Origin of the sequence: Novosphingobium sp. APW14 (genome assembly GCF_032337075.1) — a bacterium.
Lineage (GTDB): Bacteria > Pseudomonadota > Alphaproteobacteria > Sphingomonadales > Sphingomonadaceae > Novosphingobium.
Map to the genome: position 1 here is coordinate 150,847 of NZ_JAVYAB010000006.1, position 23,550 is coordinate 174,396.

The 23,550-nt window shown below is 63.3% G+C and carries 21 protein-coding genes; 7 read left to right on the forward strand and 14 right to left on the reverse strand.

Annotated features, from left to right (window positions below):
- Positions 1 to 8 precede the first annotated feature (8 nt).
- Positions 9 to 1,151 carry a tRNA 2-thiouridine(34) synthase MnmA gene (gene mnmA, locus RQP55_RS09495; RefSeq protein ID WP_315609946.1) on the reverse strand — a complete coding sequence of 381 codons (1,143 nt, stop codon included), beginning with the start codon at positions 1,149 to 1,151 and terminating at the stop codon, positions 9 to 11.
- Positions 1,152 to 1,615: 464 nt separating this feature from the next.
- On the opposite strand from mnmA, the gene RQP55_RS09500 reads away from it, so the two are divergent.
- From RQP55_RS09500 to RQP55_RS09520, 5 genes are all read left to right on the forward strand, one after another.
- Entirely contained in the window at positions 1,616 to 1,915 is a 300-nt protein-coding gene (locus RQP55_RS09500; RefSeq protein ID WP_315609947.1) for a DUF1153 domain-containing protein, read from the forward strand.
- 327 nt (positions 1,916 to 2,242) lie between these two features.
- Positions 2,243 to 3,430: an efflux RND transporter periplasmic adaptor subunit gene (locus RQP55_RS09505; protein ID WP_315609948.1), complete on the forward strand. Its 1,188-nt coding sequence runs from the start codon at positions 2,243 to 2,245 to the stop codon at positions 3,428 to 3,430.
- 31 nt (positions 3,431 to 3,461) lie between these two features.
- Positions 3,462 to 6,896, forward strand: a complete 3,435-nt coding sequence (locus RQP55_RS09510) for an efflux RND transporter permease subunit (protein ID WP_315609949.1) — start codon at positions 3,462 to 3,464, stop codon at positions 6,894 to 6,896.
- Positions 6,897 to 6,955: 59 nt separating this feature from the next.
- Positions 6,956 to 8,164, forward strand: coding sequence for a DUF445 domain-containing protein (locus RQP55_RS09515; protein ID WP_315609983.1), 1,209 nt, complete (start codon positions 6,956 to 6,958; stop codon positions 8,162 to 8,164).
- Positions 8,161 to 8,688, forward strand: a complete 528-nt coding sequence (locus RQP55_RS09520; protein ID WP_315609950.1) for a GNAT family N-acetyltransferase — start codon at positions 8,161 to 8,163, stop codon at positions 8,686 to 8,688. Before RQP55_RS09515 ends, RQP55_RS09520 begins: the two co-directional genes overlap by 4 nt.
- Before the next feature lie 62 nt (positions 8,689 to 8,750).
- On the opposite strand, the gene RQP55_RS09525 is transcribed toward RQP55_RS09520, so the two are convergent.
- The 3 genes from RQP55_RS09525 to sucC form a co-directional block, all read right to left on the reverse strand.
- The gene (locus tag RQP55_RS09525; protein WP_315609951.1) at positions 8,751 to 9,683 is read right to left on the reverse strand and encodes an electron transfer flavoprotein subunit alpha/FixB family protein; all 933 of its coding nucleotides are present in this window, start codon (positions 9,681 to 9,683) and stop codon (positions 8,751 to 8,753) included.
- On the reverse strand, positions 9,683 to 10,435 hold the full coding sequence (locus tag RQP55_RS09530; protein ID WP_315609952.1) for an electron transfer flavoprotein subunit beta/FixA family protein: 753 nt from the start codon (positions 10,433 to 10,435) through the stop codon (positions 9,683 to 9,685). The genes RQP55_RS09525 and RQP55_RS09530 overlap by 1 nt, the downstream gene beginning before the upstream one ends.
- A gap of 79 nt (positions 10,436 to 10,514) precedes the next feature.
- Positions 10,515 to 11,723: an ADP-forming succinate--CoA ligase subunit beta gene (gene sucC, locus RQP55_RS09535; protein ID WP_315609953.1), complete on the reverse strand. Its 1,209-nt coding sequence runs from the start codon at positions 11,721 to 11,723 to the stop codon at positions 10,515 to 10,517.
- A 162-nt stretch (positions 11,724 to 11,885) separates the two neighbouring features.
- Between sucC and RQP55_RS09540 the strand changes: the two genes are divergently transcribed.
- The gene (locus tag RQP55_RS09540; RefSeq protein WP_315609954.1) at positions 11,886 to 12,665 is read left to right on the forward strand and encodes a 3'(2'),5'-bisphosphate nucleotidase CysQ; all 780 of its coding nucleotides are present in this window, start codon (positions 11,886 to 11,888) and stop codon (positions 12,663 to 12,665) included.
- 9 nt (positions 12,666 to 12,674) lie between these two features.
- Here the strand turns inward: RQP55_RS09540 and RQP55_RS09545 are convergent, their stop codons facing one another.
- Entirely contained in the window at positions 12,675 to 13,367 is a 693-nt protein-coding gene (locus RQP55_RS09545; protein WP_315609955.1) for an OmpA family protein, read from the reverse strand.
- 138 nt (positions 13,368 to 13,505) lie between these two features.
- On the opposite strand from RQP55_RS09545, the gene RQP55_RS09550 reads away from it, so the two are divergent.
- Entirely contained in the window at positions 13,506 to 14,804 is a 1,299-nt protein-coding gene (locus RQP55_RS09550; protein WP_315609956.1) for a hemolysin family protein, read from the forward strand.
- A gap of 62 nt (positions 14,805 to 14,866) precedes the next feature.
- Here the strand turns inward: RQP55_RS09550 and RQP55_RS09555 are convergent, their stop codons facing one another.
- From RQP55_RS09555 to gpmA, 9 genes are all read right to left on the reverse strand, one after another.
- Complete coding sequence (locus RQP55_RS09555) at positions 14,867 to 15,274, reverse strand: DUF3035 domain-containing protein (RefSeq protein ID WP_315609957.1); 408 nt, start codon at positions 15,272 to 15,274, stop codon at positions 14,867 to 14,869.
- A gap of 27 nt (positions 15,275 to 15,301) precedes the next feature.
- Complete coding sequence (lspA, locus tag RQP55_RS09560; protein WP_315609958.1) at positions 15,302 to 15,823, reverse strand: signal peptidase II; 522 nt, start codon at positions 15,821 to 15,823, stop codon at positions 15,302 to 15,304.
- A complete protein-coding gene (gene ileS, locus RQP55_RS09565; RefSeq protein WP_315609959.1) occupies positions 15,820 to 18,573 on the reverse strand; it encodes an isoleucine--tRNA ligase in 2,754 nt (917 codons plus the stop codon). The genes lspA and ileS overlap by 4 nt, the downstream gene beginning before the upstream one ends.
- Positions 18,574 to 18,650: 77 nt before the next feature.
- Positions 18,651 to 19,586: a bifunctional riboflavin kinase/FAD synthetase gene (locus RQP55_RS09570; protein ID WP_315609960.1), complete on the reverse strand. Its 936-nt coding sequence runs from the start codon at positions 19,584 to 19,586 to the stop codon at positions 18,651 to 18,653.
- On the reverse strand, positions 19,586 to 20,770 hold the full coding sequence (locus RQP55_RS09575; RefSeq protein ID WP_315609961.1) for a dipeptidase: 1,185 nt from the start codon (positions 20,768 to 20,770) through the stop codon (positions 19,586 to 19,588). Before RQP55_RS09575 ends, RQP55_RS09570 begins: the two co-directional genes overlap by 1 nt.
- A 23-nt stretch (positions 20,771 to 20,793) precedes the next feature.
- Positions 20,794 to 21,288 (reverse strand): dihydrofolate reductase, encoded by a 495-nt coding sequence (locus RQP55_RS09580; protein ID WP_315609962.1) that lies wholly within the window; start codon positions 21,286 to 21,288, stop codon positions 20,794 to 20,796.
- Entirely contained in the window at positions 21,285 to 22,340 is a 1,056-nt protein-coding gene (locus tag RQP55_RS09585) for a 5-(carboxyamino)imidazole ribonucleotide synthase (protein WP_315609963.1), read from the reverse strand. Before RQP55_RS09585 ends, RQP55_RS09580 begins: the two co-directional genes overlap by 4 nt.
- Position 22,341: 1 nt before the next feature.
- Positions 22,342 to 22,821, reverse strand: a complete 480-nt coding sequence (gene purE / locus RQP55_RS09590) for a 5-(carboxyamino)imidazole ribonucleotide mutase (protein WP_315609964.1) — start codon at positions 22,819 to 22,821, stop codon at positions 22,342 to 22,344.
- 3 nt (positions 22,822 to 22,824) lie between these two features.
- The gene (gene gpmA, locus RQP55_RS09595; protein WP_315609965.1) at positions 22,825 to 23,511 is read right to left on the reverse strand and encodes a 2,3-diphosphoglycerate-dependent phosphoglycerate mutase; all 687 of its coding nucleotides are present in this window, start codon (positions 23,509 to 23,511) and stop codon (positions 22,825 to 22,827) included.
- Between the last annotated feature and the right edge of the window lie 39 nt (positions 23,512 to 23,550).

Here is a 23,550-nt window from a genome sequence, read left to right on the forward strand (position 1 = left end):
GGCTTGGGCTAGGGCTCAGTTCCAGCAATCCAGCCGCCGCCGACTACCCGGTCACCGGCATAAAGGACCGCGGCCTGGCCCGGAGCAACGCCGTATTCGGGGTTCGCAAAGCGGATTGTCGTTCCCGCGTTATCGCCCAGTGGGCCATCGAGCGTGACGGGCACCGGCTTGGCCAGCGAGCGGACCTTGGCCAGCAGTGGCGTATCGGTCATTGGGCCTATGCGGTTGGTTTCGATCACGCGCGCGGCGCTGACCGCGAGAAGGCGGCGTGGGCCAACCCGAACCTCCGCTGCCGCTGCATCGATCCCAACAACATAGAGCGGTTCAGGCTGGCCGCCGATTTCCAGCCCCCGCCGTTGCCCCACGGTAAAGTGAATAACGCCCTCGTGCCGGCCCAGCACGGCCCCGCTTTCGGCGTGCATGATCGCGCCGGGACGGACGCCATCCGGCCGAACCGACTTGACGATCCGCGCATAGTCCCCATCGGGAACAAAGCAGATATCCTGGCTGTCAGGCTTGGAAGCGGTGCGCAGTCCTGCCGCTTCGGCTAGGGCGCGAACTTGCGGTTTGGGAAGGCCGCCCAGCGGGAAGCGAAGGTAATCAAGTTGGGCTGCGGTGGTGGCGTATAGGAAGTAGGATTGGTCGCGTGCTGGATCGAGCGCGCGATGCAGTTCGGGCCCGCCCGGACCCATCACCCGACGGACATAGTGGCCGGTCGCCAGGCAATCCGCGCCAAATTCCCGCGCCATGCGGAACAGGTCGGTGAACTTGGGTCCCATGTTGCAGCGGATGCAGGGGATCGGGGTGCGCCCGGCGAGGTATTCGTCGGCAAACTGCTCTACCACTTCTTCGCGAAAGGCGGATTCGTGGTCGATCACATAGTGCTGGATGCCCAGCCGATCCGCCACGGCGCGCGCGTCGCGAATGTCGTTGCCCGCACAGCATGCACCCTTGCGGGCGGTCACTGCGCCGGAATCATAAAGCTGAAGCGTGACACCGATCACTTCCGCGCCGCTTTGCGCAGCCAGTGCCGCCACGACCGAGCTGTCGACCCCGCCGGACATCGCCACAACGATCCGTTTGCCTGCGGCCGGCCCATCCAGCTGGAACAGGGCTGCGGGATCATCGGTTGCTGAGGTTGCCTGGACCATGGCGGCGCGCCTTACACGCTTCGTGCGCGGCTTGCAAAAGGGCCGCAGCTGGCCGGGTCAAATTCCAGTAAGGTCCATGACTATCCGGTAAACCGCGGCTTTACGCGCTGTTGACCTTATAACGCTAGAACCCGGCTCATGGAATTCGGCAAGGACCTCATCGCAGGCCTGCGCCAACGGGTGCTGCCCGTTGACGAAGGTGCTGTCTCCGGACGCTGTGACTGGCACAGCCTTAGCGCGCGGTTACAGGCGGCTCATGCCGCTCGGGTTGAGATGATCCGCACCGAAATCCATGATTTACGGCTGCTGGGGGGATCGTTCGGGTCGCGATCCTCGGTTGCGCCGGCGGAAGGCCGACATGCCTCACGTGATGTTAACCCAAGTGATTCAGCAGATGGCAAAGCCCGCACGGGCATTGTCATCCCTGTCGTTGCGGTCAAGCGAAGCGACGGCCGAGGATGAACATGATCGAGAACCAGAAAATTCGACCCGCGATGGTAATTGGCCCGCTTGGCGAGCCGCTCACGATCGATTCGTTGCCGCTGCCGAGCACCACCCGGTGGGTCGTGCGCCGTAAGGCTGAAGTCGTCGCTGCTGTGAACGGCGGGTTGCTGACCATCGATGAGGTCTGCGAGCGCTATAACCTGACGCTCGAAGAGTTTGCCTCCTGGCAGCGGGCGGTCGACCGATCGGGCATGCAGGGGCTGCGCGTCACCCGGATCCAGCATTACCGCGATCTGTATGAGCGCCAGCTTAAGTATTGAAAAATAGCATATAGTCCTGCGGTTGAGGTTCTCAGCCGGCAAGACCCTTGCAGCTCCGGGCCAGAATGGTGGCTTCGGGGCTGCTCGTTTTTAGCTCTGCCCAGCGCATTTCGCCGGACTGCATCGGCCGTTTGCCGACCATTGCGTTGCGTTGCAGTCAGGCGGGGCCTATGACGCTCCATGGTAAACAATACCGCTTCGTCCGGCCTGCCGCGCTGCGGTCTTGCCCGAAGTGATATAGCAGAGTAATACAGCGCCGTGAGGCCGGTGCAGTCACCCTGACTGCGCTGTGGTCCGGCAGTGATGCAAGATGGGGCAGGTCCGGCCATGAACTACGATACGCGGATTGCAGCAGAAGACCTGGCAGCGACCGATCCGGCGGCCGTCCTGATGGGCGATGCCGAAGAAGAGCGGCAATCGCGGCGCAAGTTGTGGCTTATCGGTCTGGCGGTACTCGCTGGCCTGATCGGTGTTTGGTTCTTGACCCACAGCAGTGATGAGGCGGTCACCGGCGACAAGAAATCCCAGGCAGCCGTCGTTTCCGTCGTCGCGCCGGGGCGCGGCACGATCGAAGGCGCAATCAATGTGACCGGTACTCTTGCCGCTCGCCGCGAGCTTCCGGTCGGTGTTCCGGGCGAAGGCGGACAAGTTGTCTCAGTCCTGGTTGAGCCCGGCCAGTGGGTTGGTGCAGGCCAGGTCCTGGCGGTGATCGACCGCTCGGTCCAGGTCCAGCAGCGCGCCAGCCAGGCTGCGCAGATCGAAGTTGCCCGGGCCAATGCCCAATTGGCCCAGGCCAACCTTGACCGTGCATTGAGACTGGTTGAGCGCGGCTTCGTTTCGAAAGCCGATATCGATCGACTGACCGCCCAGCGCGATTCGGCTGCGGCCCAAGTCCGCGTCGCAGGTGCCCAGCTTGGCGTGATCAATGCCCAGCTTGGCCGCCTGAACGTGGTTGCCCCGGCTGCCGGTCTGGTGCTGGAGCGTCGGGTTGAGCCCGGACAGGTCGTCAGCGCGGGTTCGGGTGTGCTGTTCCGCCTGGCCAAAGGTGGCGAGATGGAACTGCGTGCGCTGGTTGGCGAAACCGAACTGGCGCAGGTTGGCAATGGCGTTCGCGCCGAAGTGACCCCAGTTGGAGGGATGAAGGTTTTTGCTGGCCAGGTCTGGCAGACCGCCCCGGTGATCGATCCCCAGAGCCGCCAGGGCATTGCACGTATTGCGCTTCCCTATGCGCCAGAATTGCGCCCGGGCGGCTTTGCTACGGCAGTGATCAAGGCGGGTAGCGTGGTTGCACCGATGCTGCCTGAATCCGCGATCCTGTCCGATAACGAAGGCAGCTATGTCTACATCGTTGGCAAGGGCAACAAGGCCGAGCGGCGTAATGTGAAGACCGGCCTCGTTACCGCCAATGGCATTGCCGTGATCGAAGGCTTGAGCGGCACCGAACAGGTTGTGCTGCGGGCCGGCGGGTTCCTTTCACCGGGCGAAACGATCAACCCCAGGGTCGTAAAGCAATAAACGGCCGTCTGGCCGAAAACAGGATTTGGCGATGAACTTCCGCAACATCTCGGCCTGGTCGATCCGCAATCCGGTGGTGCCGATCGTGCTTTTCATCGGGCTGATGCTGGCTGGGATCATGAGCTTCCGAATGATGGAGGTTCAGAACGATCCGGATGTCGAGTTCCCGATGGTAATCGTCACGATTGCCCAGCCCGGTGCGGCACCGACCGAGATCGAAACCCAGATCACCCAGCGTGTTGAATCCGCCGTGCGGACCATTTCTGGGGTGCAGTCAATCAGTTCGACTGCATCCGAGGGTCGCAGCCAGACGATGATCGAGTTCAAGATCGGCGAGGACGTCAATGAGGCGGTCAACGAGGTCAAGAACGCCGTTGACCAGGCGCGCGGAGAACTGCCCGACGGAATTCTTGAGCCACAGGTGGTAAAGGCCCAGACTTCGTCCGATCCGATCGCCTATTTTGCGGTCCAGGCCGACGACATGACGATCGAGCAGCTCTCGTGGTTCATTGATGATACGGTGACCAAGCGGCTGCTCAACATTCCGGGCATGGCTGCTGTTAACCGGGGCGGTGGCGTCAATCGCGAAATCACCGTGACGCTAGACCCGGCGCGGATGCAGTCACTCGGGGTCACCGCCAGCCAGATCAATGCCCAATTGCGCCAACTTAACATTAACGCTGCAGGTGGACGCGCTGAAATCGCCGGGTCCCGCCAGTCGGTGCGCGTGCTCGGCAATGCCGAGACAGCCTACGAATTGTCGCAGACTGATATCCCGCTGGGCAACGGACGCACAGTCAAGCTAAGTGATTTTGCCCGTGTTTCAGACAGTTATGGCGAAGTCACCAGCATGGGCAAGGCCGATGGCAAGCCTGTGGTTACCTTTGGTATCGCCCGCGCGCGCGGTGCCTCGGACGTGTCGGTCTACGATGGCGCCTTCGCCGAAATCCAGAAGATCGAAAAGGAGAACCCGGGGATCAAATTCATCCGCCAGTTCACGTCGGTCGACTATACCAAGGCCCAGTACGAAAGCTCGATTGCGGCCATGGTTGAAGGGGCAGTGCTTGCCGTTATCGTCGTCTTCTTCTTTTTGCGCGACTGGCGCGCCACGATCATTTCGGCCCTTGCGATACCGCTTTCGGCGATCCCGACCTTTTGGTTCATGGACCTGATGGGCTTCACGCTTAATACGCTTTCGCTGCTGGCCCTGGGCCTGGTGGCCGGCGTGCTGGTCGATGACGCGATCGTCGAGATTGAAAACATCGTGCGTCATATGCGGATGGGTAAAAGCGCCTACCAGGCGTCTATCGATGCGGCCGACGAGATCGGCCTTGCGGTTGTCGCCACCACCTTTTCGATTGTTGCGGTATTCCTTCCGGTTGGCCTGATGCCCGGCGTATCGGGCCAGTTCTTCAAGAATTTCGGCCTGACAGTTGTGGTCTCTGTCCTGATGTCGCTGGCCGTGGCCCGCATGATCACACCAATGGTTGCAGCCTATTTCCTTAAAGCTCACGGCGAGGAAGAGCATGGTGGCGGTACCTGGATGGATCGGTATCTCAATGTGCTGCGCTGGTCGCTTGACCAGGGTGAGGCCAAGGCCATGCGCGCCGCGCTGGCGCCGGCCCCATCGCGCTGGTGGTACTATTTGGTGTGGATCCTTGCCACGCTGGTGGTTTTCGCCAGCTTCGTTGCTGGCGCCATTATCCCGGGCCAGGTGATCGGCAAGGTTGACGCTCTGCGTGATCTGGTGCCCGGCTGGGTCTCCGCCTTTATCGGCGTGGGATTGGGCATCGGGTTGGCCTGGGGTGTCTATCGCCTGCTGCTGCTGGTCAGCAGCTTCACGGCGCATGGTTTCGCCAACTGGTATCGCTTCATGCATCTGCGCTGGGCCGCGCGTCGCCGCGACCACCGGGTGTGGATGCTGGGTGTTGGCTTGGGCGCATTGGGCCTGACCGGCATCCTGTTCACCAATATTCCGACACAGTTCTTCCCGACTTCCGATAGTGATTTCATCCAGGTCCGCGTCGAGATGGTTCCTGGGACCACACTCAAGCAGACCGAAGCCGTGATCGATCAGGCCGTGGCCATCGCCAAGGCTCGCCCGGAGACCAATACCGTGCTGGCCCGCTTCAGTGAGGGCAATGGCCGCCTGTTCATCACGCTAAGGGATGACCGCGAAAAGAGCAGCATGGTGATCGAGCGCGAGCTGACCCCCGTGCTGCAGAAGATTGCGGACGCACGGGTTACGATCCAAAGCTTTGGCGGACCCGGCGGCGGCACAGGCCGGCCGATTTCGGTCATGTTGTCCGGTTCGGACTCCAAGCTTCTGGATCAGACTGCCGCACGGCTTGTCGAGGAAATGAAGGGCGTGAAGGAACTGGTCGCGCCGCGTATCGCAGCCGATATGCGCCGCCCGGAAGTGGTGATCAAACCACGGTTGGACCTTGCCGCCAGCATGGGGGTTACCACCTCTGCGCTCAGCCAGACGATCCGTATCGCGACGATCGGCGATATTGACCAGAATGCAGCCAAGTTCTCGTTGACCGACCGTCAGGTGCCAATTCGCGTTCGCTTGCCGATCGAGGCGCGCCAGGACCTTGCGACGATCCAGAACCTGCCCGTGCCAACCACCGCAGGCGGATCGGTGCCCTTGTCGCGCGTGGCGGAAATTGGCTTCGGATCGGGGCCGGTTTCGATCCAGCGCTATAATCAGAACCGTCGCGTATTTGTTGGCGCCGACCTTGCCCCCGGTGTGGTCAAGGGGACCGCGACGGAGAAGGTGAACGCGCTGCCAATCATGAAGAATTTGCCGGTCGGCGTGTCCAACGCACCGTTTGGTGAGGATGAATGGCAGGCGGAAATGGTCCGCAATTTTGGCATTGCGCTGGTTTCCGGCGTGTTGCTGGTCTTCGCCGTGCTGGTTCTGCTTTACCACCGTTTCGTTTCGCCACTCGTCAACATGAGCTCGCTGTTCCTGGCCCCGCTGGGCGGGCTGATTGCTCTGCTGCTCGTCGGTCAGCCGATGTCGATGCCGGTGTTCATCGGCATTCTGATGCTGTTCGGGATCGTCGCCAAGAACTCGATCCTGCTCGTCGATTTCGCGATCGAGGAAATGCAGCGCGGGGTCGACAAGTTTGAGGCCATTGTCGAAGCCGGGCACAAGCGCGCGCAGCCAATCATCATGACCACCGTGGCGATGACTGCGGGCATGGTGCCAACTGCGATTTCGGGCTGGATCGGCTCGGGCGACGGGGCCTGGCGTGCACCGATGGGTACGGTGGTTATCGGTGGCCTGATCCTTTCGACCCTGCTGACCCTATTGATCGTGCCGGCTGGCTTCAGTCTGGCTGACGGTTTTGAGAAGCGGGCCGGCCCATGGCTGCGCAAGCGGCTGCTCAGCTATCAGCCGGGTGATGAACACGGCCCCAGCGACGGCCTCCACGGCGGGGCACTTCCGGCCGAGTGAGCGAACCGCTCGCCCTCTCAAAAGCGCGTGGTAACCAGCCGGTCGACCGCGCGCGGCGCATGCGGCAGATTGCCACCGGCCTGCTCTTGGTCATGGCCGCGCTCTATCTGGCAGCGCGGCATTATCAGGGCCTGCATCCGCTCATGGGCTATGTGCTGGCCTTCGCCGAAGCGGCGATGGTGGGCGGTCTCGCAGATTGGTTCGCGGTAACCGCGCTGTTTCGTCGCCCGCTTGGACTGCCAATCCCGCACACGGCGATTGTGCCGGAGAATAAGGATCGCATCGCCGATACGATGGCGGCATTTCTCCGCACCAATTTCCTGACCCCCCAGGTCGTTGCGCGGCGAATGAGCGGGATGAACCTGGCCGCGGCCGTGGGCAGCTGGCTGGCCGATCCGCAAACCGGCGGCTCCAGCCGCTTGCGCGCCGGGGCGGCTGAAATGCTGGCCCATGTGCTCGAATCCCTCGATCCTGACCGGCTTGGTAACCAGGTGCGCAGCGGTCTGTTCAAGCAGCTCGACAGGCTGGAGGTGTCGCCGCTGGTGGGCCAGATGCTCGGCACCGCCATTGTCGACAAGCGCCACATGCCGGTGATCGAATCGCTGGTCCGGTGGGCCGGACTGACGCTGGAGGATAATGAACCGCTGGTGCGGGAACTGATCCACACCCGCGCCAATGCGATCCTGCGCTGGACGGGCCTGGATGAGCGCCTCGCCAATTCGGTGCTCGATGGGCTCTACAAGCTGCTGGCGGAAGTTATTGTCGATCCCGACCACCCCCTGCGCGGCAAGATCGAGGAAGGCCTCGCCAAGCTGGCCGATGACCTTCAGCATGACGCCGAGCTGCGCGCCAAGATTGAGCGGATGAAGGGCGATCTGATCGCCAATCCGGCGGTCTCAATCTGGTGGCAGGGAGTGTGGGAGCGGTTGCGGCTCAAGATGCTGGAACGGCTGCGGCAGCCCGAAGGACAGATCGGCAGTCAGGCGGCCGAGGCGCTGGCCGAACTGGGCCGCCACCTGCGCGACGATCCCGAATTGCAGGCCCAGATCAACCGCTTTGCCCGGCGCACCCTGGTGGGGGCATCGGTGCGCTATGGCGATCAGATCGTCCGCCTGGTGTCTGAGACGGTGAAGCGTTGGGATGCCAGCACCGTTACCGACCGGATCGAAGGTGCCGTGGGCCGCGACCTGCAATTCATCCGCATCAACGGGACCATGGTGGGCGGGCTGGTCGGCGTGATCATCCACGCGGTGGACCAATTGCTGTGAACGGCCCGCTTCTCACCACCGCGCGATACGAACTGTGGCAGCCACAGGTCGGTGACCTGGCCGATCTGTTCGAGCTGACCCGCGATGAGGAGACCCGGCGCTTCCTGGGCAACTTCGTACCCACGGAAATGGACAGCTTCACGCGCCTGACCCGCAATGCCGGGTCCTGGGCGCTGTGGGGCTATGGCACCTTCATGGTCCGGGCGAAGGGCAATGGGCGGATCGTGGCCAACTGCGGCGTCTTTCGCAGCCACCGCGGCTTTGGCACGGAACAGGGCCTCGACAATGTCCCCGAAGCCGGCTGGATCGTCCACCGCGATGCCTGGGGCCAGGGGCTGGCCAGCGAGGTCATGACCGCGGCGATGGCATGGTTTGATGCCACCCACGGCCGCCAGCGCGTGGCCTGCATGATTGAGCAAGGGCACGTGGCCAGCGAGGCGATTGCGATGAAGCTGGGCTTCTTGCGTTATGGCCAGCAGGTGCCCGATGAGGGTGCGCCGCTCGGTCTATGGGAGCGGGTTTAGACCTTAAAAGAAAAGGCCCCGCTTGCGCAGGGCCTTTCCGTGTTCAGCAAATCGCGGCGCGCTTAAAGCTTGCCGGTCAGTTCCGGGACGATCGTGAACAGATCGCCGACCAGGCCGATATCCGCGACCTGGAAGATCGGGGCGTCCTCGTCCTTGTTGATGGCGATGATGGTCTTCGAATCCTTCATGCCCGCAAGGTGCTGGATCGCGCCCGAGATGCCGACGGCGACATAAACTTCAGGAGCAACGATCTTGCCGGTCTGGCCAACCTGGTAGTCGTTGGGGACATAGCCCGCATCGACCGCCGCGCGGCTGGCGCCGACGCCCGCACCCAGCTTGTCAGCCAGCGGGAAGATGGTGGCCTTGAACGTATCCGCATCCTTCAGTGCGCGGCCACCCGAGACGATGATCTTGGCGCTGGTCAGTTCGGGGCGCTCGCTCTTGGCGATTTCCGAGCCGACATAGCTGCTGGTGCCAGCGGCGCCGGGGCCCGAGACGGCTTCGACCGTGGCCGATCCGCCGGTGGCAGCCGCCTTGGCAAAGGCCGTGCCGCGCACGGTGATCACCAGCTTGGCATCGCTCGATTCGACCGTGGCGATGGCATTGCCGGCATAGATCGGACGGGTGAAGGTCTTGGGGCCTTCGACCGAAAGGATGTCCGAGATCTGCATCACGTCGAGCAGCGCGGCGACACGCGGGGCGATGTTCTTGCCGGTGGTGGTGGCCGGCGCGAGGAAGGCGTCGTGATCGGCCATCAGGCTGGCGATCAGCGGCGCGACGTTCTCGGCCAGGGCATTGGCATAGGCCGCATCGTCAGCGACGTGGACCTTGGCCACGCCGGCGATCTGCGCGGCAGCGGCGCCGGCAGCGGCGCAGTTGTGCCCGGCCACCAGCAGGTGGACTTCACCCAACTGGGCAGCGGCGGTGACCACAGCCAAGGTAGCATCCTTGACCGAGGCGTTGTCGTGTTCGACCCAAACGAGCGTCTTGGCCATCAGGCGACTCCCATTTCCTTGAGCTTGGCGACGAGGGCATCCACGTCTGCCACCTTGATGCCGGCGCTGCGCACCGGCGGTTCGCTGACCTTGAGGGTCTTGAGGCGCGGCGCGATGTCCACGCCGTAGTCGGCCGGGGCCTTGGTGGCGAGCGGCTTCGACTTGGCCTTCATGATGTTAGGCAGCGAGGCATAGCGCGGTTCGTTGAGGCGCAGGTCGGTGGTGACCACGGCCGGCAGGGCCAGCTTCACGGTTTCCAGACCGCCGTCGATTTCGCGCTTCACGACCACGCTGTCACCCTCAACGGTGACTTCGTTGGCGAAGGTGCCCTGCGGGCGGCCCATGAGCGCGCCGATCATCTGGCCAACCTGGTTCGAATCGTCGTCGATCGCCTGCTTGCCAGTGATGATCAGGCCGGGCTGCTCTTCCTCGGCCACGCCCTTGATGATCTTGGCAACGGCCAGCGGCTCAACCTCCACGCCATCATCAACCTGGACGAGTACCGCCCGATCAGCACCCATCGCCAGCGCCGTGCGCAGCGTTTCCTGGGCCTTGGCCGGACCGACCGAAACCGCCACGATTTCCGAAACCACGCCCTTTTCCTTCAGGCGGATGGCTTCTTCGACTGCGATTTCGTCGAATGGGTTCATGCTCATCTTAACATTGGCGAGATCAACGCCGGTGCCGTCGGACTTTACCCGCGGCTTCACGTTGTAGTCGATCACGCGCTTCACGCAGACCAGGGCCTTCATCGGTTCAAGCCTTTCGCTTTGCCATGTTGCATTGCGGCAATACTGCCGTTTACGTAAACGTCAACTCCGATCAGTCGCCTTAGGCGACTGCACGGACTTCGGCGACAATCTTCTTGGCGGCATCGCCCAGGTCGTTGGCGGGGACAATCGGCAGGCCGGAATTGGCCAGGATATCCTTGCCCTGCTGGACATTGGTGCCTTCAAGACGGACCACCAACGGAACCGAGAGGTTCACTTCCTTGGCCGCTGCAACGATCCCTTCGGCGATAATGTCGCACTTCATGATCCCGCCGAAGATGTTGACGAGAATGCCCTTTACCGCCGGGTCCTTGAGGATGATCTTGAAGGCCGCGGTGACCTTTTCCTTCGAGGCGCCACCGCCTACGTCGAGGAAGTTGGCGGGGAATTCGCCGTTCAGCTTGATGATGTCCATCGTTGCCATGGCCAGGCCTGCGCCGTTGACCATGCAGCCGATGTTCCCGTCCAGCTTGATATAGGCCAGGTCATATTCACTGGCTTCGAGTTCGGCCGGATCTTCTTCCGTGGTGTCGCGCAGCTCCATCAGGTCCTTGTGGCGGAACATGGCATTGCCATCGAAACCGACCTTGGCATCGAGCACATAGAGCTTGTCACCTTCTGCCGTCGGGCAGACCGCCAGAGGGTTGATTTCGATCTGTTCAGCATCGGTGCCGAGGAACGCGGCATAGAGACCGGCGAGGATCTGCGCGGCCTGCTTGGCCAGGTCACCCGTCAGGCCCAGCGCCTTGGCAACGGCGCGGCCGTGGTGCGGCATCAGGCCAGTGGCCGGATCGATCGTGACAGTGTGGATCTTTTCCGGGCTGTCATGGGCCACGGTTTCAATGTCCATGCCGCCTTCGGTTGAGGCAACAACCGCAATCCGGCTGGTGGCGCGATCGACCAGCAGCGCAAGGTAGAATTCCTTGCCGATATCGACGCCGTCGGTGATGTAGAGACGGTTGACCTGCTTGCCGGCTTCGCCGGTCTGCACGGTGACCAGGGTGTTGCCCAGCATTTCCTTGGCGTGGGCTTCCACTTCCTCAAGGCTCTTGGCCAGCCGCACGCCGCCCTTGGCATCGGGGCCGAGTTCCTTGAACTTGCCCTTGCCGCGCCCGCCGGCGTGAATCTGGGCCTTCACGACATAGAGCGGCCCGGGCAACTGCTTGGCGGCGGCGACCGCCTCCTCGACCGACATCGCAGGGATGCCCTTGGGCACGGCGACGCCGAACTTCGCGAGCAGTTCCTTGGCCTGGTATTCGTGAATGTTCATCTGGGATTTCCTGCGCTGGGGATTGGCCGCAGTTGGGCCGGAAAGTGTCATGGCCCTAAGCACAGTGAGCGCCGCTTGAAAAGGCCCTTAATCGCCCGGTTAAATGCGGATTTTGACGAAGGCCGCCTTGCCAAGCCCGGGGCCGGCGCACAAATCGGACCGATGATCGATCGCGTGCGCCTTGAAGAGATAGTCCGAGAAGCCGGACGGATCGCGCTGGGGCGCTGGCCGGGCCATGGCCATGTGCTGGAAAGCTGGGAAAAAGATCCGGGCAGCCCGGTTAGCGAGGCGGACCTGGCGGTGGACCTGTTCCTGAAGCGCGAACTGGCTGCCCTCCTGCCCGCCGCCGGTTGGCTTTCGGAAGAAACGATCGATGCGCCCGAACGGCTTGAGGGCGGCCTGCTGTGGCTGGTCGATCCGATCGACGGCACGCGCGATTTTATCCGCGGACGCCCGGGGTGGGCCGTTTCGGTGGCGCTGGTCAGTTCTGGCCGCCCGCTGCTGGGGCTGCTCTGCGCGCCAGCGCGGGACGAGCTTTGGTCGGCCGAGGCCGGGCAGGGCAGCTGGCGCAACGGGGTGAAACTGGCCGCCAGCCGCCGCGCCGATTTTTCCGGCGCACGGGTTCCTGCCGATACCTTGCCGAAAAGCGATCTCGATCTGGTGCCGGTTGCGCGACCCAATTCGATCGCATTGCGGATTGCCATGGTGGCAGCGGATGAGGCGGACCTGGTCGCCACGCTGCGCTGGGGCTTTGAATGGGATATCGGTGCGGCTGCGCTGATCGCCCGCGAGGCCGGGGCGGCCGTAAGCGATGCCTTCGGCCAACCGCTCAATTACAACAAGCGTGACCCGCGTGATTTTGGTGTGCTGGTTTCAGCACCCGGCATCCATGCCGCCGCGGTCGAGCGCCTGGCCGAGCGGGCCAGGGCGCTCGCCGGATAGGCTAAACCCTTACCGTCCCGACCGAGCGGCCTGAACGTCTTCCTGAGTGACCGGTACGATCTTGATTTCAACCCGGCGGTTCTTCATCCGTCCGGCCTCAGTCGTGTTATCCGCCACAGGCATGGTCTCGCCAAAGCCCTGACTGCGAATCCGGGCCGCCGGGACCCCACGAGATTGCAAGTAAGCGGCAACCGTGCGGGCGCGATTTTCAGACAGGGTCTGGTTGTAGGCGTCCGATCCGGTTGAATCGGTGTGGCCGTAAACATCGATCAGGCTGTTGGGGTACTTGATCAGGCTGTCAGCAACCTGGTCCAGCGTTGTGCGGAAGCCAGGCTTAAGCGAATAGCTGGCAACATCGAAGGTCACGCCATCAGGCAGGTTGACCAGGATTGCCGATCCGTTGTCGGCTTCGGTCACGTCGATGCCAGATCCAGCAGTTTGCTCCTTCAGCTCCTTGATCTGCTTGTCCATGGTATAGCCAACCGCGGCTCCGGCCACGCCGCCGATCCCGGCGCCGATGATCCGGCCGGTCTTGCCGCCGATCAAGCCGCCCAGCAGCATCCCGGCAACGGCCCCGCCAACCCCGCCGATGGCGGTGCGCGAGATTTTCTTTTCGCCAGTATTGGGATCGGTGACGCAGCCCGAAACCGTGACCAGCGAGAATGCGGCGAATGTGGAAACCAGCAGGCGGGACTTCTTCATGGCTCTATCCCCTTGATAAGCGCGATCAGAGTGTCTGCACTGACCGGTATAACCTGAATGGAAGGTGGATGGTTGCATTGTCAATGATTTGCGGCTTGCCCCTTCGCGGCTGAGCCGATTCCTGTTATCGATTACAGCGTGACTCCGTTTCCCCTTAGCGACGTGGCAATCATTGCAGGCCTGATCCTGCTCAATGGCCTGTTCTCGATGTCCGAGCTGGCGATTGTTTCGGCGCGCCCGGCCCGGCTCAAGGTTCAGGCCGAACGCGGCCATAAGGGGGCGAAGATGGCACTCGCCCTGGCCACGGATCCGGGCAAGTTTCTTTCGACCGTGCAAATCGGCATTACTCTGGTGGGCATCATCGCTGGTGCCTACTCGGGCGCCAGCCTGGGCGGACCGACCGGTGAGCGGCTGGCGCTCCTTGGCGTGCCGGCAGACTATGCCGATGTCGCCGGCTTCACCCTTGTGATCGTGCTGACAACCTATTTCAGTCTGGTGGTAGGTGAACTGGTACCAAAGCAGTTAGCGCTGCGCGCTGCTGAACCCATCGCGATGGCTGCGGCCTTGCCAATGGCGATCGTCGCCCGGTTCACCGCGCCGTTCGTCTGGTTGCTCGATCGATCGTCTGCGCTGCTTTTGCGCTTGATGGGCGTACGCCACGGCGGTGAAGCGGGCGTCACTGCCGAAGAACTGCACATGATCTTCGCCGAGGCCACCCGTTCGGGCGCAATCGAAGAGGACGAGCGCCAGATCATGACCGGGATCATGAAGCTGGCCGATCGCCCGGTGCGCGAATTGATGACCCCGCGAACCGAACTCGACACGATTGAGCGGCGCGCGACTGAGGCGGAGATTCGCGCCGCGATCAAGGATAGCCCGCATTCGCTCCTGCCGGTGGCCGATGGCTCGCCCGATAATATCGTCGGTGTGGTCAAGGTCCGCGATATCCAGGCGCTGCTGCTGGGCGGCAAGCGGGTTCAGATCGCGCGGGTGATGAAAAAGGCTGAGATCATTCCCGACCAGCTTGATGCGATGGACGCGCTGCGGATTCTGCAGCAGTCGGGCGTTTCGATGGCGCTGGTCCACGATGAGTATGGCCATCTTGAAGGGGTCGTGACCCCAGCTGACCTGTTGACTGCTATTGTCGGCAACTTTGCCAGCCATGTCGACGAAGGCGATGCCCCCCTCGTGGTTGTCCGTGAGGATGGATCGCTGCTGGTAGCTGGCGCACTTCCAGCTGATGCCCTGGCAGATCGGCTGGGGATCGATCTGCCGGACGACCGCGACTTTGCCACTGCAGCCGGTTTCGCACTGTGGGTGATGAAGAAACTCCCGCAAGAGGGGGAGCACTTCCACGAACAAGGTTGGCGCTTCGAAGTGGTCGATATGGATGGACGCAAGATCGACAAGCTGCTGGTGAGCGAGGCCGCGGACTAGCCGCAACGAAAAGGGCCCGTCCATGCGGACGAGCCCATCTGTTTCCATCGAAGTCGTTAAGGTCAGCCGCTGATCGCGGCCTGTGCCTCTCGCCCGTCGCCTTGCGGTGCGGCGATGATGTCGCGGGTCACGTCACCCTTGGCGACAGTATTGGTCTTCGGGTCACCCACGGTTGAACGGATCGATGCGGCGGCGGTGCCGGCGCGGTTGCCGGCGGCGCGCTCAACCTCGCTGCGCGGCGCAGGCGGGCCAAAAAGCGCATCCTGGGCCTGCTGGGCAGCACTGCGGTCCGAAGGGCGCGGCGCACCGGGGGCCGGCGGGGTCAGCGCGAAATCGGGCGGAATCACCAGCGGTGCCTGACGCTGCACGGCGAATTCATCGGGCCGGTCGCGATTGAACAGGCCGGTGCTGCCGCAACCCGAAAGGAGCGTGGCAGAGCCGATCGCGGCAATAGCCAAGAACTTGCGCATTATATCAAATCTCCGTTTCAGGCCCGGTCAGGCCGCTTCGCCTGCTTGTGCCTTCGCCTGGGGCTTTTCGCCCGAAAGGAAGGAACGGGCAAGGATAATCAGGACACCAATGGTGATCGCCGCATCAGCAAGGTTGAAGACCAGGAAGGGGCGGAAGTTGCCGATATGGAAATCGGCATAGTCAACCACGAAGCCATAGACCATCCGGTCATCGATATTGCCGGCAGCCCCGCCCAGTACCATCGACAGGCCCAGGATGTCGGCTAGCAGCTTTTCGCGCATGATCCAGATGAAGACAACCAGCGCGATCATCGCGGTAAGTGCGACCAGCCCCCAGCGCATTTCCATCGACCGCGCGGTCAGCATACCCAGCGATACGCCATAGTTTTCGACCCATGTCAGATCGAAGAACGGCAGCAGGTCGATCTTGCCTTTTTCGGGCAGTTTGAGGGTCCAGGTAACATAGCCCTTGATCCACTGGTCAACGGCATAGATCACCGCGGCCAGGGCCAAGCCAATCAACCGGTTGCGGGTGAAGGGATTGCTCATGCGCCCACCACGCTATCGCAGCGTCCGCACAGATCGCCGTCTTCGGCCACTTCGGGCAGATGGCGCCAGCAGCGGCCGCACTTGTGGTCAGAGGTTCGCGTTACAGTCACGCCGTCGCCCTGCCCGCGCATGACTTTCGCGGTGATGAACAGCTCGGCCAGATCGGCTTCCGGCGCATCGGCGGGAACGGTGACTTCGGCCTCTAGGCCAGAGCCCAGCACCTTTTCCCGGCGCAGTGGCTCGATCGCTTCCAGCACCTGGCTGCGCAGGGCCCTGAGGGTGGCGAAGCGTTCGGCCAGGGCATCATCCAGCCAGGCTTCGGGCAGGTCACGCAGTTCCTGCAGGTGGACACTGCCGCGATCGGGGAAGCGGGTGGTCCAGACTTCCTCTGCGGTAAAGACCAGCACCGGCGCGGCATAGCGGACCAGCGCCTGGAACAGGATATCCAGCACGGTGCGATAGGCGCGGCGCTCGGCCCCGGTCGGATCGTCGCAATAGAGCCGGTCCTTGCGGATATCGAAGAAGAAGGCCGAAAGGTCTTCGTTGCAGAAATCGCTCAGCGCGCGGGTATATTCGTTGAAGTCGAAGTCTGCGATGGCCTGGCGCAGCGTGTTGTCCAGCCGCTTGAGCTGGCCGAGCATGTACCGTTCAAGCTCGGGCATTTGCGCCACGTCGACCGCTTCGGCGGCATGGTCATAGCCATCCAGCGCGCCCAGCAGATAGCGGAAGGTATTGCGCAGTTTGCGATACTGGTCGGCCACGCCCTTCAGGATTTCATCGCCGATGCGGTGGTCTTCGGTGAAATCGACCGACAGCGCCCAAAGCCGGATGATATCCGCGCCATAGGTTTCCATCACCTTCAGCGGATCAACCGTGTTGCCGACCGACTTGGACATTTTCATGCCCTTCTGGTCCATGGTGAAGCCGTGGGTCAGCACCGCATCATAGGGCGCGCGGCCGCGGGTGGCGCAGCTCTGCAACAGGCTCGACTGGAACCAGCCGCGATGCTGGTCACTGCCTTCCAGGTAGAGATCGGCTGGCCAGCGCAGTTCGGGCCAGCGGCCGCTTTCCAGCGTAAAGACATGGGTGCAGCCCGAATCGAACCAGACATCGAGGATGTCGGTGACCTGTTCGTAGTCTTCGGCCTTGTAGTCCGGCCCCAGGTATTCCTGCGCGCGAGCGGCGGACCAGGCATCGACGCCCGCTTCCCTTACCGCGGCGACGATCCGGGCGTTGACCGCCGCATCGACCAGGTACTGGCCCGACTGGCGGTGGACGAACAGCGTGATCGGCACGCCCCAGGCACGCTGGCGGCTGAGCACCCAGTCCGGGCGGCCTTCGACCATTGAGCCGATCCGGTTGCGGCCCTTTTCAGGGACGAAGCGCGTCGCCTCGATCGCGGCCATGGCCTTGTCGCGCAGGGTCCCGTCCTCACGCGCCTGGTCCATCGGCACGAACCACTGCGGGGTGCAGCGGAAGATCACCTTGGCTTTCGACCGCCACGAATGCGGGTAGGAATGCTTGTAGTCGGCGCTCGCGGCGAGCAGCGCACCGCTATCCGAAAGGTCCGAACAGATCGGCCCGTCGGGCGCGTTGAACTTGGGGTTGATAACACTACCCTGGCCGCCCAGCCAGCCCCAGTCAGCCCGGTACTTGCCATCGCCTTCAACCGCAAAGACCGGCTCGATCCCTGCCGATTTGCACAGCAGGAAGTCATCCTCGCCGTGGTCCGGGGCCATGTGGACCAGGCCCGTGCCGCTGTCGGTGGTGACGAAATCGCCCGGCAGCATCGGCCGCGGCTTGGCGAAGAACCCGCCAAGGTGGTGCATCGGGTGGCGGACCACGGTGCCGGCAAGGTCTGCCCCGCGCCAGCTCGCGATCTCACCTGAATCCTTGAGCCAGCGTTCGGAGGCCTGATTTTTCAGATCGACGGCGCAGAGGTAACGCTTGCCGTCTTCATGTTCATAAAGGCCATAAAGAACTTCCGGACCATAGGCGATCGCCTGGTTGGTCGGGATGGTCCAGGGCGTGGTGGTCCAGATTACCGCGTGGGCGCCGACCAGTTCGACGATCGGCGATTCCGTGATCTCGAAAGCCACGTCGATCTGGGTCGAGACGATGTCCTCGTATTCGACCTCGGCTTCGGCGAGGGCGGTCTTTTCGACCGGCGACCACATCACCGGCTTGGCCCCGCGATAGAGCTGGCCGCTGGTGGCGAACTTGAGCAGTTCCGAAACGATCGTCGCCTCGGCCTGGAAGTCCATCGTCAGGTAGGGATTGTCCCAATCGCCATTGATGCCGAGGCGCTTGAGCTGTTCGCGCTGGGTATCGACCCAGTGTTGGGCGTATGCGCGGCATTCGGCGCGGAATTCCTCCGCCGGAACCTCGTCCTTGTTGAGCTTCTTCTTGCGGTACTGCTCCTCAACCTTCCACTCGATCGGCAGGCCGTGGCAGTCCCAGCCGGGAACATAGGGCGCGTCCTTGCCCAGCAGGCTCTGCGTGCGCACCACCATGTCCTTCAGGATATGGTTCAGCGCGTGGCCGATGTGCATATCGCCATTGGCATAGGGCGGACCATCGTGGAGGATGAATTTCTCCCGCCCGGCGCGTGCTTCGCGCAGCTGCTTGTACAGCCCGCCTTCGATCCAGCGCGCAAGAATGCCGGGCTCCTTCTGGGGAAGGCCCGCCTTCATGGGGAAATCGGTCTTCGGCAGGAAGACGGTGTCTCGATAATCGCGCGCTTCAGTCATAACTCGCGGGCCTTAGCGAGGGGCGCGGGCTTTCGCAATTTTTCTGGTGGTGCGGCGCACAAGCTGATGCGCCTCGGTCAACCCGCAGTCAGCAGCTTTCGCGCCTGGTCGCAATCGACCAGCATCTGCCGGGTCAGGGCATCAAGGCTGTCAAACTTGGCCTCGGGCCGCAGGAAGTGGTGGAAGGCCACTTCGATTTCCTGCCCGTAAAGATCGCCCGACCAGTCAAAGAAGTGCGGTTCCAGCAGCTCCTTGGGCGGATCGAAGCTGGGACGGATTCCCAGGTTGGCGGCGCCGTGGAGGCGCGTGCCATCGGCAAGCTGCGAGGAGACGGCATAGATCCCGTAATGCGGGCGCAAATAGTGGCCGAGCGGCAGGTTAGCAGTGGGGAAGCCGATCGTGCGGCCAACCTTGTCACCATGCTGGACCACGCCGCGGATCGCGAAGGGCCGCGTGAGCAGGCGGGTCGCAGTCTCGCAGTCGCCAGCTTTCAGCGCTTCGCGAATCCGGCTGGAAGAGACAACCTCGCCGTTTTCCAGCACCGGACCAACCGCGCGGGCCGACAGGCCAAGCGCGGCCCCGCGGGTCTTGAGCAGTTCGACATTGCCGCCGCGGCCCTTGCCAAAGGTGAAGTCCTCACCAGTCACGACGCCAGCTGCACCCAGCCGTTCGATCAGCAAGGGTCCCATGAAATCCTCTGCCGTGGTCGCTGCCAGTTCGGCATCGAAGGCAAAGACCAGCATGGCATCGGCCCCGGCGGCAGCAAACAGGTCCTGCCGCTGGTCCAGCGTGGTCAGGCGGAAGGGATCGGCATCGGGCTTGAAGAAGCGCACCGGGTGCGGATCGAACGTGGCGACAATCGCCGGGCGGCCCTCTGCCCTGGCCCAGGCAATCGCCTCGCCCGCCACGGCCTGATGGCCCAGGTGGAAGCCATCGAAATTGCCCAACGCGATGATCGCGCCGCGCAGGGCCTCGGGCATGGGCTCGCTGGCAAGAAGGCGTGGAATGGTCATTAAGGGAGCATTGCCTTGTTTAACGGCGTCATTCCGGCGCGGAGCACCCGCAAGGCATTGCCGCCCATGACCGCGCGAATCTCGTCGGGCGTGAACCCTTCATCAAGCAGCGCCTGGGTCACCTGTTCGAGCTGGCTGGTGTCGAAGCGTACGGTCGTCGCCCCATCATAATCACTGCCAAGCGCGACGTGGCTAATGCCGACGAGGTCGCGAACGTGCTTCATCGCCTTGGCTGCAGCCCGCGGGCTGGTTTCACAGACTGCGCCGTCCCAATAGCCAATACCGATGATCCCGCCGGTCTTGGCGACGGCGCGGATCTCGTCATCAGAGAGGTTGCGGTTGGTCTTGCAGGTCGCCTGGACCCCGCCGTGGCTGGAAACGACCGGGCGGCGCACCTTGGGCAGCAGTTCCGCTACGCCCTGGTGAGAGAGGTGGGCGATGTCGATAATCATCCCCAGCTCTTCCATCCGCGCCACGACCTGCCAGCCGAGCGGCGTGATGCCGCCCTTTTTCACCCCGTGCATCGAACCGGCGACGTCATTGTCGAAGAAGTGCGACAGGCTCGCCATGCGGAAGCCGGCGGCGTGGAGCTTGTCGAGGTTTGCAAGTTTGCCTTCGAGGCTTTGCAGGCCTTCGATGGTCAGCATGGCGCCGACCGGCCCCTTGCCTGCCTGCCGGGCGGCGAGCAGCGCGTCGAGCGAGGCGGGATTGCTGACCTTGGCCAGCTTGCCGTCTGAATTGGTCACGGCCCGATCAAGCTTCTCGCCATGATAAAGCGAACGCTGCGTTAGCGAGGTCCAGGTCCGGACCGGCTGGAGCTGGGCGATGACCAGCGGAGTGATGTTGTCGGTATCGCCGGCATTGCCGTCATAATTCTGCCCGCGCGGGGTCTTGGTCACGCTGGAGAACAACTGCAATGCGACATTGCCCGCTTGCAGCCGTGGCAGGTCCTCGTGGCCGCGCTTCGCCCGTTGCAGCAGATTGCGGTCCCACATCAGCGTGTCGGAATGAAGGTCGACGATCTGCAACGTCTGGTGCAGCGCCTTGGCCTCAGCGCTGACGGGAATGAGCGGCTGGCCGTCAATCTTGTTCATGCTGGCTTCGAGATAGCCGGGTGCAAATCCAAAGAAGCCGGCTGCGCCCAACGCCAGCAGCGCCAGCGGCATCCATACCAGTTTGCGCATCGCCATCCCCTCGGTTGCTCCGGTCAGCCGGGTTTACGCAGCAGGGTTACGAAAGCAAACCCCGGGATGCGCCCTTCAGCAGGGTGTTCTTGGCGCGCCGCTTCGGCCCATTCGCTGCGATCGAATGCGGGGAAGCTGGTATCACCCTGCGGTTCGGCCGCCACCTCGGTCCATTCGATCCGGTCGGCAAGTGGCAGGAACTGGCGGTAGATTTCCGCCCCGCCGATGACCGCGATGTGCGGAGCATTGGCCAGAGCAATAGCCTCCTCGGGCGAGTGGGCCACCTCGGCGCCTTCTTCGGCCCAGCCAGTGTCGCGGGTCAGCACGATATGGCGGCGCCCAGGCAGCAGGCCAGGGAGCGATTCAAAGGTCTTGCGCCCCATGATCATTGGCTTGCCCGTGGTCAGCGCCTTGAAGTGCCGCAGGTCGGCCGGCAGGTGCCAGGGCAGCGTTCCATCCCGGCCAATCACGCCGTTGGCGGCAACCGCGACCACCAGGAAGACCTCGCAATGCTTCACAGCGTCAACCGGGTCACGTGACCCATCTTGCGCCCGGGCCGCGCGGCGGCCTTGCCATAAAGGTGCAGGTGGTTGCGCGGGTCGGACAGGATCGGCGCCCAGTCATGGGCTTCGTCGCCGATCAGGTTCCACATCTCAACACCTTGCGCCGCCAGCGCCGGATCACCCAGCGGCAGGCCGCAGATCGCGCGGATATGGTTTTCGAACTGGCTGGTGAGCGCGCCTTCGATCGTCCAGTGGCCCGAATTGTGGACCCGCGGGGCCATTTCGTTGAACACAGGCCCATCGGCTGTCGCAAAGAATTCCAGCGTCAACACGCCGACATAGTTCAGCGCCGCTGTGACCTTCGCGGCCAATTCACGCGCGGCGGGCACCTGGGAGGCAATCTCTGCCCCTGCCGGTACGGTCGAGCGGTCGAGGATCCCGCCCTTGTGGACGTTTTCGGCGCTGTCCCAGAACACGATTTCGCCATCCTGTGCGCGGCACAGAATGACACTGAACTCGCCCGCAAACCGGACAAAGCCTTCATAGACCAACGGCTGGCCGGTGAGCACGACGCCATCGGCATCGTGATCGGCCATGATCCGCCACTGGCCCTTGCCATCATAGCCATCGCGCCGGGTCTTGAGGATCCCGGGCGCACCGATGGTGGCCAGCGCCTGGGCCAGATCCTCGGCAGTATCGACCGCTGCGAAGGGAGCCGGCCGCCCGCCCAACTGGGTGACGAAGCGCTTTTCGTTCAGGCGGTCCTGCGCCACTTCCAGCGCGCCGGAATTGGGCAGGAGCAGGGTCTGACCGAGTGCCTTGAGGGGGCCGACCGGGACATTTTCAAATTCGTAAGTGACCACGGCGCAGTCCGCGGCAAAGGCGGCCATGGCAGCGGCATCGGACCATTCGGCGCAAGTAAACTGGGCGGCAACATCGGCGGCGATCGAATCGCTTTCGGGCGCGAAGATATGGACCCGGTAACCCAGCCGCGCGGCAGCCATGGCCAGCATCCGGCCGAGCTGGCCGCCACCAAGGATGCCGATGGTTTCGCCCGGGGGGATCATCTCAACTCGGCCGTTCGGCCACGCTGGCGGTTTGGGCAGCACGGAATGACTTGACGCGTTCCGCCAGCGCCGGATCGTTGGTGGCCAGGATCGCAGCAGCAAGCAGGCCGGCGTTGGTCGCCCCGGCCTCGCCAATCGCCAGGGTGCCAACCGGGATCCCGGCGGGCATCTGCACGATTGAAAGCAGGCTGTCCTGCCCCGACAGGGCCCTGGACTGCACGGGCACGCCCAGCACCGGCAGGTGGGTCATGCTGGCAACCATGCCCGGCAGGTGGGCGGCACCGCCCGCTCCGGCGATGATTACCTTGAAGCCTTCGTCCGCCGCGCCGGACGCAAAGTCCACCAGTCGCTGCGGGGTGCGGTGCGCGGAAACGATCCGTGCGTCATAGGCCACGCCCAGTTTGTCGAGCGCATCGGCGGCGCACTTCATCGTTGCCCAATCCGATTGGCTGCCCATGACGATCGCTACTGGTGCCCCCATGTTTCAACGCTCCGAAAGGTAATAGCGCTCCAGCGCGGAGAGATTGTCATCCAGTTCATAGACGATTGGCTGTCCGGTAGGAATTTCCAGACCGGTGATGTCGGCATCGGAAATGCCGGACAGGTGCTTGACCAGTGCCCGCAGCGAATTGCCGTGGGCAGCCACCAGGACAACCTCGCCTGCCTTCAATGCCGGGGCGATTGCCGCTTCATAATAGGGCAGGACGCGGGCGATGGTGTCCTTGAGGCTTTCGGTCGAAGGGATCGCGATCCCGGCGTAGCGCGGGTCGGCCTTGAGATCGAATTCGGAGCCGTCTTCCAGCACTGGCGGCGGAATATCGAAGCTGCGGCGCCAGATCTTGACCTGCTCGTCGCCATGCTTGGCCGCGGTTTCCGCCTTGTCGAGCCCGGTCAGCCCACCATAGTGCCGTTCGTTGAGGCGCCAGTCCTTTGTCTCTGGGATCCAGACCCGGCCGGCGGCTTCCAGCGCCAGATGCAGCGTGCGGATCGCACGGGTCTGAAGCGAGGTGAAGGCAAGGGTGGGCAGCATGCCCTTGGCCTTAAGCAGCGCACCTGCGGCGCGGGCTTCTTCCTCGCCTTTGGCGGTCAGGTCGACATCCCACCAGCCGGTGAACCGGTTTTCGAGGTTCCATTGGGACTGGCCATGACGGACGAGAATCAGGCGCGGCATTTTGGCTCCAGCTAAGCGGCACCGGCCCGCTCCCACACC